The organism is Zooshikella harenae (genome assembly GCF_018837975.1).
In the GTDB taxonomy this organism is placed as follows: domain Bacteria; phylum Pseudomonadota; class Gammaproteobacteria; order Pseudomonadales; family Zooshikellaceae; genus Zooshikella; species Zooshikella harenae.
Genome location: NZ_JAGSOY010000061.1, coordinates 15,442 through 27,832, shown reverse-complemented (window position 1 = coordinate 27,832; position 12,391 = coordinate 15,442). Strand labels below are relative to the sequence as shown.

The 12,391-nt window shown below is 40.5% G+C and carries 8 protein-coding genes; 5 read left to right on the top strand and 3 right to left on the bottom strand.

The window, feature by feature from the left end; translation table 11 throughout:
• Nucleotides 1-566 precede the first annotated feature (566 nt).
• Complete coding sequence (locus KCG35_RS18795; protein WP_215821379.1) at nt 567-2,048, top strand: hypothetical protein; 1,482 nt, start codon at nt 567-569, stop codon at nt 2,046-2,048.
• A gap of 84 nt (nt 2,049-2,132) precedes the next feature.
• Here KCG35_RS18795 and KCG35_RS18790 read toward each other — a convergent pair whose 3' ends face one another.
• Together KCG35_RS18790 and KCG35_RS18785 are read right to left on the bottom strand one after the other, a co-directional pair.
• A complete protein-coding gene (locus KCG35_RS18790; protein ID WP_230409261.1) occupies nt 2,133-2,906 on the bottom strand; it encodes a sulfite exporter TauE/SafE family protein in 774 nt (257 codons plus the stop codon).
• A gap of 225 nt (nt 2,907-3,131) precedes the next feature.
• Nucleotides 3,132-4,469, bottom strand: a complete 1,338-nt coding sequence (locus KCG35_RS18785) for a Na+/H+ antiporter NhaC family protein (RefSeq protein ID WP_215821378.1) — start codon at nt 4,467-4,469, stop codon at nt 3,132-3,134.
• Nucleotides 4,470-5,543: 1,074 nt separating this feature from the next.
• Between KCG35_RS18785 and KCG35_RS18780 the strand changes: the two genes are divergently transcribed.
• From KCG35_RS18780 to KCG35_RS18770, 3 genes are read left to right on the top strand one after another with little or no spacing between them, the layout of a single operon-like run.
• Nucleotides 5,544-6,467, top strand: coding sequence for an ATP-dependent zinc protease family protein (locus KCG35_RS18780; protein ID WP_215821376.1), 924 nt, complete (start codon nt 5,544-5,546; stop codon nt 6,465-6,467).
• Nucleotides 6,468-7,997, top strand: coding sequence for an inactive transglutaminase family protein (locus KCG35_RS18775; RefSeq protein WP_215821374.1), 1,530 nt, complete (start codon nt 6,468-6,470; stop codon nt 7,995-7,997). It abuts the gene before it with no gap.
• A 2-nt stretch (nt 7,998-7,999) separates the two neighbouring features.
• Nucleotides 8,000-8,944 carry an alpha-L-glutamate ligase-like protein gene (locus KCG35_RS18770; RefSeq protein WP_215821373.1) on the top strand — a complete coding sequence of 315 codons (945 nt, stop codon included), beginning with the start codon at nt 8,000-8,002 and terminating at the stop codon, nt 8,942-8,944.
• Between the two features lie 454 nt (nt 8,945-9,398).
• Here the strand turns inward: KCG35_RS18770 and nagE are convergent, their stop codons facing one another.
• The gene (gene nagE, locus KCG35_RS18760) at nt 9,399-11,330 is read right to left on the bottom strand and encodes an N-acetylglucosamine-specific PTS transporter subunit IIBC (protein ID WP_255562005.1); all 1,932 of its coding nucleotides are present in this window, start codon (nt 11,328-11,330) and stop codon (nt 9,399-9,401) included.
• A gap of 249 nt (nt 11,331-11,579) precedes the next feature.
• Here nagE and nagB point away from each other — a divergent pair, with 249 nt between their 5' ends.
• Nucleotides 11,580-12,380: a glucosamine-6-phosphate deaminase gene (gene nagB / locus KCG35_RS18755; protein ID WP_215821371.1), complete on the top strand. Its 801-nt coding sequence runs from the start codon at nt 11,580-11,582 to the stop codon at nt 12,378-12,380.
• Nucleotides 12,381-12,391: the final 11 nt, after the last annotated feature.

Here is a 12,391-nt window from a genome sequence, read left to right as displayed (position 1 = left end):
GCATGTACTGCAGGTGTAATTAAACTCCATAAGATGAGCCCCATCCCAAGCACTTTAGACAACATACTGGCTCCTTTAAACTTTTAGCCTTTTCTGCATAAGTTAAGTGTTAACACGCTGTTTATTCACCCATATACCCTTCACAAATTATTTTTAGCGTTTATAACCACCCTAAAAACTCTTCGCTATAGGTTTTGTTACCCGCCAACCCGTCAACACTTCAATAACAATACGGCTTCACAGGCATATATTGCTTCCTAGCTCACATAAGATGCTAATTACCTAACGTTGTAGAACCCACTCAAGAATATAACCACGACACAAAACATACGTAAACGCTGTGTATCTATTTAACTCCAAATTCAAGCGTGATTACATCATTACAAATTTGTTGATAGTTTACCCATAACCAAAAAAAAGCTGCAATAAAATCTCTCTCAATTATTCACGTCTAACACATTCACTAGTAATATCAGGTATTATAAAAAAACAAATGACGAATCCCAACTTAATATGGTTTTCCCTATCAAGCAGCCACAGTAAAAAAACGTTTTTATTCCAGTACAATGATAAGCATCAAACAAGTTCTTTGGTTAACTACACTATATGTGCTGTATTACGGCTTATCTGGCTGTAGTCTACAACCATCTTTAGATCAATCACCCACACTGTATTCTGAGAGTGACTGTCACAATTACCTGACTGAGCAATATCACCAACGCTCCCAAGAATATACTTTGGATCAGCAAACCCAACCTGTTCCCCACTATCCTTATGTGCGCATTAACCGTCTTTTAGCCAGTTACATTTATACGCTTGACTCTAAACCTCGTCGATCTACTTGGCTAGCGCAAGCTTATCAGGAAACGAATAAAGCCTGGAAAATTGATATTGCTAACTTACCAAAATCCTATCAAGCACGCCATGGTCAGAAAATTGACAGCTGCCTCAAGCAATCATTTAACCATTTATTAAATGATGATCAATTTTTTAGTACTCTACGCAAATTTCGTTACCCAGAGGCCTATATCTCTTGGCGACAGTGGGCTGGATTTTATCCTCTTACACAGTACTTTTTAGTGCCTGGAATTGCTGCCTGGCATAAGGAAACAACTCAGCACTTTAATCAAATCAACGCTAAGGCTCTACGAAATACCGCTATTTATCAACCTCATCCTTATACATCATCAGCCTTTCCCCTAAATACAAGCACAATACAACATTGGTTTAACCAAGCCTACCAAAGTAATGCATTACAACTGCCAACCTTAAAGCCAGAGCAGTTACAAAAACTGTTTCATCACCATGCACCTGTTTGGGCTATCAATCATCAAGGCGATTATGACATACCAGGAAAAGTGGTATTAACTCCACAACCGACAGTTAGACCACAACCTGTGACCTATACGCTAACCTCCATGACCAGGTTTCATGGCAAAACTCTCTTGCAACTTAATTACATTATCTGGTTTAAAGAGCGGCCTGCCAATGGCGTTTTGGATATTTATAGTGGCAATCTAGATGGGATTATTTGGCGAGTCACATTAACTGAAAAAGGCACGCCTCTTATCTTTGACAGCATTCATACCTGTGGCTGCTATCATACTTTTTTTCCCTTATCAGAAAAGCTGCAAGCCAAACAAATTACTAATCACTTAGAGCCACCTTTAATTATTCCTGTTTCTTCACCAAACGTTGATCACTCTGCTCGCTGGAGGATTACAATCAGCTCAGCAGAACACTACATTATTGGAATCAAACAACTAGCGTCTAACGTTTCTTCTTTGGCAACAGCCAAGCCTTATACACTGCTAGGTTATAATGAACTCAGAAGTTTATCGCTACCCTCTAAAAAGCGAAAAAGTCTCTTTGATCAGGAATTTGGTATTGTTTCCAGTACTGAGCGTGCCGAACGATGGATATTGTGGCCATCTGGCGTCCCGTCCCCCGGCGCTATGCGTCAATGGGGAAATCATGCCACACTATTCATTGGACAGCGTCACTTTGATGATCCCTATTTACTAAGTCGCTTATTTCGCTGGAAATAATTTCTCCCTTCAGCGTGGTGTAGGTATTCACTTATTTCTTAAGCCTAAGAATGAGTAACTATAAGCGTTTAGTTAGAAAGGCTTTCAACGCAACCAAGCCGCTATACAAAAAATCAACACCAGAATTAACAACAGCCAGCGCAATATAGCTTGGGGAACACTAACTGCGAACTTTACACTCACATATGCCCCAGCCATGCTACCAATTGCTACCAATAAACCTGGAACCCATAAAACTAAGTCATGAATAATAAAAACAACCAATGCAACTAAGGTAAATGAAGCTGTACACGCTAATTTTAGGGCATTAGCACGTACCAAGTCATAACGAAGCACACCACTCAACGCAGCAATTAATAAAAAACCCACACCAGCTTGTATAAAACCACCATAAGCCCCTGTAGCAAATAGTGCCCACCAACTCAGCTTATGTTGCGTCACGTTTAACACTGTATTTTCTGATTTGGATTGAATCAAAGCAGGCTTAACAAGCATTAAAAAGGCAATACTAATCATTGTCACTAACAATACGGGCTTTAGCAGTGCATTTGGTAACCAAGCTGCACTTAATGCTCCCAACAGGCTTCCCAGTAAAGTTGGGGTGACTATAGATTTAATTGCAGGTATATCTAGCTGATTATGACTATGAAACCCTTTCATTCCTGTCAAACATTGTAGAAAAACAGACACGCGATTTGTCGCATTAGCAACATCTGCAGGAATACCTAATAACATGAGCGCAGGGAGTGTTAGCATTGACCCACCTCCTGCAATCGTATTAATGAAACCAGCAAAAAAACCTGCGCCAATTAAAGCCCCTACTAAAACAGTAGAATACTGAATGTCAAATAACATCATTATTAACCACACTAAGCTTTATTTATTATTAGTACTACTTTGAAGCTATAACTGAAAATATCTTAGACAACCAAGAATATCATGGAATTGTAGGGAAGAAGGGAGGAATTCAAAAAGTAGTGGCTAATAGCTTGACAGCAATTAATTAATGGCTGTACTCAAAAACGCTTGAAGGAAAACATAAGGGGTACATATCTTAATGTACCCCATCAGTGATATTTTTACTTAGCAAGTGGCAGGTTCTTTTTCTGTAATGGCATCAGATTTAGGATAGCCAAAAATAATGGCAACAATGGCAGAAAGCCCTAATAACCAGCAGTAATGAACATTACCAACCAAGTCAAGCGGAGACATACTTGCTACAGAACCGGCGAGTAATATCTGTGCGCCATAAGGTAATAAGCCTTGCACAACACAGGAAAAGATATCCAATAAACTAGCACTTCGCCGTCCATCAACCCCACTTTTTGTCGCAATTTCCTGGGCAGAGCTGCCTGAAATTAAAATAGCAACCGTATTATTTGCAGTAAAAAATCCTGCAATACTCACAAGTGCACTTATTCCTGCTTCGCCACCACGATGCTGCAACCCCCGACGTTCAGTAAGCCGCTGAATTAAACTAACCAAAAACGTTAACCCACCTCGTGCTTTCATAATAGCGCTCAGTCCACCAATAAACATAGACAGCACCATGATTTCCAACATGTTACTGTAACCATCAAAGATATTGGTAGATAACGTTTCGATTGTATAATCTGGGGAATGGTACAAGCCAGTTATTCCAGCGATGATGATACCACTCATCAAAACAACCAAAACATTAACACCCGCTAATGCCAGTCCAAGTACAGCTAAATAGGGAAGCACTAAAAGAAAGTTAAATTCTTCTGGTTGTGGCACACTACCTGTATCACCTAGCACAAATAGAACAATCATTGTCAGCACTGCTGCTGGAGTAGCAATAAGAAAATTTAGCTTAAATTTATCACGCATTTCACACCCTTGTGTGCGTGTTGCCGCAATCGTGGTATCTGAAATAATGGACAAATTATCACCAAACATGGCACCACCAATCACAGCACCAACAGCCAAGCCTAGTGAAACATCTGCTGTATTCGCAAACCCCACTGCAATAGGCGCTATTGCAGCAATAGTACCCATAGAGGTGCCCATGGCTGTTGCAATAAAAGCTGAAATCACAAAAATACCAGGTAAAATCAGTTGCTGAGGGATAATGTGTAAGCCCAGGCTGACTGTTGCATCAACGCCCCCAATAGCTTTAGTTACACTCGCAAATGCACCTGCCAGTAAAAACACCATACACATCATGACGATATTCATATCGCCAACCCCTTTCAGGAAAGTTTCAACCTTTTGATTTAAGGTTTCACGTCCCATCATCATTGCAATAATAATGGCAGGTAATACGGCAACAGGAGCCTTTATTTGGTAGAAAGCAAAGTCTATGTTTTGCTGTGAATAGTAAATACCACTGCCCAGAAATATAACTAAAAATACCAATAAAGGTAACAGAGCTATTGGACTACCCTGCACTGTTTTCATGATAAATAATACACCTCTTTAGATAACCTACTGCGCAAGGCGATAACATCACCAAGTACCTGACTTTAAACAAAATATAAACTTCACAAATCAATTTTTACCCTAGGGGTATAAAAATCCTTCGTTGTGGATATAGTATTTCTACTTAGTTTACTCAGGATAAGTGTTTTATGTGCTACTGGATGTTATAGCCTAAAATTCCCCCCTGAAATTAGCATTTCATACACCGTTGCTAACTACACTTACTCAGTAAACTATGTGCATGATTTTTCAGGACTAACGATTGTAAGTTATCCCACCACGCCTGTATATAAGGCCTATTGGATGTACATGTGCAATATTCATAATATTTTGATCTACTGTAATACTCATTAGTAATTACATGCAGGCTCACTTAGAGCAACACCAGAGAATTTTCAGATTAAGATAAAGAAAGGCGGCTATATACTGTCTTAATGAAAACCAATAAATAAACGCACTGTATAGGTCAAGCTTAACTGTCTTACAATTTTAAACGGTTATGATTAACTTTAAACCTTATCAACACTCTTCAAAACCTATAAGTCAATTTAGAGAGGGTAAACTATACTTGCGAAGTTTTCGCATTGAAATTCGAGATTACGCTTAGATCTTGGGTTTACAAGTATATTATGATGAAGCATCAGTCACAAACTAATGGAACACTAATATTTAATACGCAAAAACAGAATCATCGTTCAAATTTCAACCTGTAATAGCATTAAAAGCGACAACAGTCACACAGAAAAATGTTTCACCGGCTATATAATACCGATCCAGACTTAAACAACTAATTATGTGTAAGAAGTCGCAAACACTGTAATCGATTGGCTAAGCATTCACCGATATAGATCATACTTCACAATTATGCGGTTGCCTTTGCTCACAAGTGATCAATGACTGAACCCTGTGACCTAACAAAAGTCACATCATTACATCTAGGGTGGGGATTCATTGGACCTTAAGTTGGCCTTTTCCCATAATGAAAAATGTTTAGCCTGGCACCTAACAATAGCGGACACCATGATTGCTCATATGAAAAACCAGGGAGCTTTAATGAGACACTACCAACAGCTAACACTCTCGTTAATACTCGTATTAGCTGCTACAACATCAAGTGCAAACTCCGCAGAGCACGCAATACAGCCCGTAGTCATCAACATGCAAAACTGTTCAAGTGAAGCTCCAGAGAAAAAAGACAATAATAGTAAAACCGATAAGGGCAAAGCCGAGCAGTCAGCACAACCACAAAAAACCATCGTTTATTGTCCAGCAGAGAAAGCAAAAGATGCTCATGGTGGCAAGTATGTTGTGGGTGAAGTTGAGTGGGTAACCCTTGATCCTCCTGGTGTTGTCTATAAAGCTCGTATTGATACAGGTGCAACCACCTCATCACTAAATGCGTTTGATATTACACCATTTGAACGTGATGGCGTGCGTTGGGTAAAGTTCAAACTGACTGACCCAGAAACTAACGAAACAGTTGAAATGAGCCGTAAAGTAGCTCGTAGGATTCGTGTTAAACAGCATGGTACTGATGGACATCGACGCTATACGGTAAAAATGCGTGTTCGACTGGGCACCATTGATCAACGAATTGAATTCTCTTTGGCTGATCGAAGCGAATATGATTTCCCTGTTCTCATTGGCCGTAACCTGCTCAAAGACATTGCTGTCGTTGATGTCAGCAAAAAGCTATCTAAGAAGCCTGTGATTACTGAAAATGTCAGTGATAACCGAAATGAAAACCAAACAGCAGCATCTCAGCCAAGTAGTACAAACGAATCAGCGAAACAAGCTGACTCAAAAGAAAATCCCAAGCCTACTAAAGCAGCTCCTACTTCAACGCCAGACGACGATACTAAAGACAAATCTCAAACCACACCAAAGCCATCAGCAAAACCTACACCTTCAAACAAGCCAACCAAAGAGCCTAAAAAAAATAGTACTCCAGATCAAACCGCAAACGGAAAGCCATAAATGTCATCTAAAGTTCAGGTTTATTTATTTGCCTTTATTCTTATCTTTATTGGCATAGGTTTAACTATTTACAAAAATAGTGTTCTTGAGTTCCCGTTACTACCTGGTGAACGAAAGGCGCTATGGACTGTGGAAGCCAAAATAGAGTTTCAGGCAAAAGATGAGCCGGTCATTGTGTCTTTTGCTTTACCCCATAACCCACCCAAAATGACCGTCCTTGATGAAGACTTTACTTCTTCTGGTTATGGGTTTGGTTGGGATAACAATGCACAACAACGCCGTGCACAATGGGCAACTCGCAAAGCAACCGGCCGACAAGTACTTTATTACAAGTTACAAGTGTATGAAGGTGCACACCATCAACAAGAAATAGAAGAGACTCCACCACCAGAACCCTCTCCTCCTGAGTTGGAATCTGCTCAAAAAACAGCGATTAACAACCTGGTCAACTTTGTATACCAACGTTCTGCGTCTCCCAGTACGTTTGCAGCAGAGTTAATGCGCTTGATTAATGAGCCCAGACCCATGGAGGATATTGCACTCCTATTAGGTAATAAGAATACTTCCTCACGCAAAGTTAAGGTAGCACTTGATACGCTTGCTCAAGCCAAAATATCTGCACGTATTGCACGGGGGTTATTTCTTGAAGATGGCCGCCGTAATCAAAAACTAACAACATTAATTGAAGTATTTGAAAGTGATCACTGGGTCATCTTTGATCCTCTCTCTGCAGAGCGCGGCATTCCTGACCACTTTGTACTTTGGCAGAGAGGTGGGAAGTCATTAATGGATGTTGAAGGTGGAGAAAACTCTAATGTGTCTTTTTCTATTATTGAAAGTACACAACCAGCAAACTCCAGAACGCTAGTTGAGAAAACTAATGCCAAAGCTGCTTTAGTTGACTTTTCTATCTATAGTTTACCAATTGAGCAGCAGAACATTTTCAAATCTATTCTTCTGGTGCCCATTGGTGCATTGATAGTTGTACTAATGCGAGTCGTTGTTGGTTTTCGTACATCGGGCACCTTCATGCCAATTCTTATTGCAATTGCCTTCATTGAAACAAGCTTAGTGACCGGTTTAGTTATTTTCCTCATCATTGTCAGCATAGGCTTATTTATACGCTACTACCTCAGCCATCTTAATTTGCTTCTAGTCGCCAGGATATCTGCTGTCATTATCGTTGTTATTGGCATCATGGCAGGTATGAGCATCCTCAGTTACAAACTTGGCTTTAGCCAGGTGATGAAAGTGACATTCTTCCCAATGATCATTCTTGCTTGGACCATTGAGAGAATGTCTATTTTATGGGAGGAAGAAGGCCCCAAAGAAGTATTTATTCAAGGTGGAGGAAGTTTATTGGTTGCTACAATGGCCTACCTATCAATGACAAACACCTACATTGAACATCTAACCTTTAACTTTCCTGAGTTATTGCTTGCATTACTTGGTGGTATTTTGATACTTGGTCAATATACAGGCTATCGCTTAACAGAATTACGTCGTTTCCAACCTTTAGCAGAGGACTAACTATGTTTTTTACTTGGCCAAGTAAAATCCATGCTAAGGGTATACTGGGAATGAACAAGCGAAATGTAAGTTACATTTCGCGTTACAATCCAAGACATCTGTATCCTTATGTGGACAATAAGCTCAAAACAAAAATCGTAGCGCAAAAATACAAGGTTGCGACAACAAAGCTACTTGGAGTAATTGAATATCAGTATCAAGTTAGAGAACTTGGACGCATCCTAGAGCCTTACCAAGGATTTGCCATTAAGCCTGCCCAAGGAAGTGGAGGGAAAGGTATTTTAGTTATTTCAGGAAAAAGGAATGGTTTATTTATAAAAACTAATGGTGAAGAGTTATCCATCAGGGATATCATGCGACATGTGTCCAATACACTTAGCGGCCTCCACAGTTTAGGTGGTAAACCTGATGTTGCTATGATTGAGTCTCTGGTTAAATTTGACCCCGTTTTTGATAATTACAGCTATGAAGGTGTACCAGACATAAGGATGATTGTCTTCAAAGGCTACCCTGTCATGGCAATGCTAAGACTTTCAACTCATGCCTCAGATGGAAAAGCAAACCTTCATCAAGGCGCTGTAGGTGTTGGTCTTGATCTGGGTACAGGTAAAGCACTCCTCGCAGTTCAGCAAGGCAGGCCTATCACAAAACACCCAGACACGGGCTTTGGATTTGAGATGCTACAAGTCCCTGACTGGGAAATTATCCTACATTTGGCATCGTCTTGTTACGAAATGACCGGACTGGGTTATTTAGGCGCAGATATAGTGCTTGATAAGGAAGTGGGTCCATTACTTTTGGAGCTTAATGCCCGCCCAGGACTTGCTATTCAAGTTGCCAATGGCACAGGACTTGTTCCCAGACTAACAAAAGTTGAAAGTATTCAAACACCACACTCTATAGTAGAAGAACGTGTTAGCTTTTCAAAAGCACATTTCAGTATGTAAGTAAATACGGACCAGCTCTATTTACCAATCAAGGTGGACTTTATAGTCTACCTTGCCTTCCTTATCTTCTCTCCCTCTTTATCTCTTGCCCTTTTAAACACTATTAAAGCCCAACCAGTTTTCAGCAAGAAAGATATAGACATATAACCACTTTTATTTGCAACGCAAAAAAAGACCGCGCCAAAAGGCGCGGTTAAAAGTGCAGTTTCCCGCTGACAGCAATACCGATACCAACAACTATCAAGCGGTTCACAACTGCAGGGTTAAGAAACATGTTACGTACTTAAAGCTTGCTATCATATCAGCAATTACTGATACATTTCCAAGAATTAGTGCATATACTCCTTGCTCATTCTTCTCCAGTATCCATAATTACCAGCAAACCAGCCTGGTGATATTCAACCTCGACCCTCACTGAATAACAATAAGTATTTAGCACGTCAGTCATAAAATTTTAATGATTAAGAACCAATATGGGATCTTCGCCCGCTGTCACTTGACCAGACTTTTTCTCCAATGATGCAAATTGATCACCATTTGAAATCACTACTGGCGTCAACACTGACACAGCCGTTTTTTGTAGGAGCGGTAAATTCAAACGAATTACAGGGTCTCCAGGTTTAACATGCTTCCCTTCTTCCATGAGCCTCTCAAAACCTTCTCCCTTTAAGTTCACCGTATCAACGCCAAAGTGAACAAATAACTCAACCCCTGCATCAGTTGTCAGTGTAAAAGCATGGTTCGTACGGAATATTTTTCCTATCACACCCTCACAAGGTGCAACTAAGGTATCCCCTGTGGGATTAATTGCTATGCCATCTCCTGCCATTTTTTGTGCAAAAACAGGATCTGGAACATCTTCAATTGCAACAATTTCACCTGAAACAGGTGCAACCAGTACAGTCTGATCTTCTCTCGCTTGCTGATTATTCATTAAACTACTCTCTTTTTCATTACTGCGCTCTGTATCAGAGCGGCTGACCTCTGAATGACCTACAGCAACATCTGCAGGTATTCCTCTCATTTCATCAGCAAGTATAGCGGCTTGGGGACCAATAATGACCTGTACATTTTGTGCACCAAGTTTCACAATCCCCTTAGCACCTAAAGCCTCGAGTGTTTTTTCTTCAATTAAACTTTGATCTTTTACAGTCAGCCTCAATCGGGTTAAACACGCATCAATCTGAGTAATATTTTCGTGTCCACCCAATGCCATTAAATAACTAACAGCTGCGCTAGTACTAGACCCTGCTATGGACTGATTCTGATTCAAATCATTTTCATCTTCTCGACCAGGTGTTTTTAAATCAAAGCGTTTGATCGCAAAAACAAATAGCACGTAATACAGGACAAACCAAACTAAGCCTAAAGGAATCAACCACCCACCTTTATTAGCCAGTCCAAAGTTCAATCCATAATCAATGGCACCCGCAGAAAATGCAAAACCATGACGAATATCTAATAGGCTACACACAGCCAAAGATAAGCCAGTAAGCAATGCATGAATGAGATACAAGATTGGTGCTAAGAACATGAAAATAAATTCAACAGGCTCTGTCACCCCAGTAAGGAAAGAAGTCAGACCTACACCCAGTAATATCCCAGCAACCTTTTTACGATTAGCCTGTTTTGCGGTGGTATACATTGCTAAACAAGCTGCAGGTAAGCCAAACATCATGACCGGATAAAAGCCTGTCATAAAGGCTCCTGCTGTAGGATCACCTGCAAAGAAGCGATGCAAGTCACCATTAACGACTTCGCCACCAGTGCCAGGGAATGAGCCGAATACAAACCACACCAGGTTATTCAGTACATGGTGAAGACCTGTTGGAATTAACAAGCGGTTTGCTGTGCCATAAACGAAAGCCCCCACTGCCCCTGAGCCCGTTATCCAGTTACCAACCACATCAATGCCATGCTGAATGGGCGGCCATACATACCCAAACACCACAGCTAAGATGCAACCGATAGCAGCAGTGATTATTGGCACCGAGCGTTTACCACCAAAAAATGCCAGATAATCAGGTAACTTTAAGCTGCTAAATCGGTTGTAGCTGAAACCAGCAACAACGCCCATCAAAATACCCGCTAACACCCCCATATCAATATGCTCATTGATTGTGGACATTGCGGTAGTCAGAACTAAATAACCTACACCACCTGCTAGTGCAGCAGCACCTTGACCATCCTTAGAAAAACCAATTGCAACACCAATTGCAAAAATTAGCGGCAAATTAGCAAATATTGCCTCTCCTGCCTTAAATAGAAATGGTATATCAAATACATCTGTAGCCCCCAACCGTAATAAAAGCCCCGCAACCGGTAATACTGCTATAGGCAGCATTAATGCTCGCCCGAGCCCCTGAAACCAACCAAGAATATTCATCGTTACCTCCCATCACTGCAAAGGGAAAGTTAAGCCAATTTTCATCATTTTTTTTGGAATATAGCCTCACATTACCTTACACCAACTTTTTTTTCTTTGCAAAATAAGTTTTACAACTTTACTTGACCTGCGTAAAATAAATGACATGTTCTTACTGACTTAACTGTATTAACGCCACTATGGCAAACTTATTTGTGCTAACTTTTTTCTCAACACGAATAAAGATATCTGTTTTATCGAGGCAACATTATGCGTCTGATACCTTTACCTAAAGCAGCTAACGTCAGCCACTGGGTGGCTTACTACATTATTGAGCAGATCAACCAATTTAAGCCAACCAAACAGCATCCCTTTATTCTGGGTCTACCTACTGGTGGCACACCATTGGGCGTTTATCAAACATTAATAGAAGCCTATAAACAACAGAAAATAAGTTTTAAACATGTTATTACATTCAATATGGATGAATATGTTGGACTGGCATGGGATCACCCTCAAAGTTATCACTTTTACATGCAACAGAACTTCTTTCAGCATATTGATATTCCGGAGGAAAACACTCATATTCCTAATGGAAATACATCTGACCTGGAAGCCGAATGTAAGCGCTATGAGCAAACAATAAGCAAATACGGTGGCGTGCATTTATTTTTAGGTGGCGTTGGGTCTGATGGCCATATCGCATTCAACGAGCCTGGCTCTTCTTTAGTCTCAAAAACACGTATTAAAACGCTGACCGATGAAACACGACACGCGAATGCACGCTTCTTTAATGATGACCTCACGGCCGTTCCTAAGCTAGCACTCACTGTTGGAATTGGATCCCTGCTTGATGCTAAAGAGTTACTGATCATGGCCACAGGCACAAATAAAGCCGATGCCGTACAGCATGCTGTTGAAGGCTCAGTAAGTCACCAGTGGCCTGTTACAGCAATACAGCTTCACCCCAAAGCGATCATTACTTGCGACCATGATGCCGCTCAAGAGCTAAAAGTCAAAACGCTTAAGTATTACCAAAAGCTTGAAGCTGAAATTATCAGTCAATACTAACTTTTTAATAT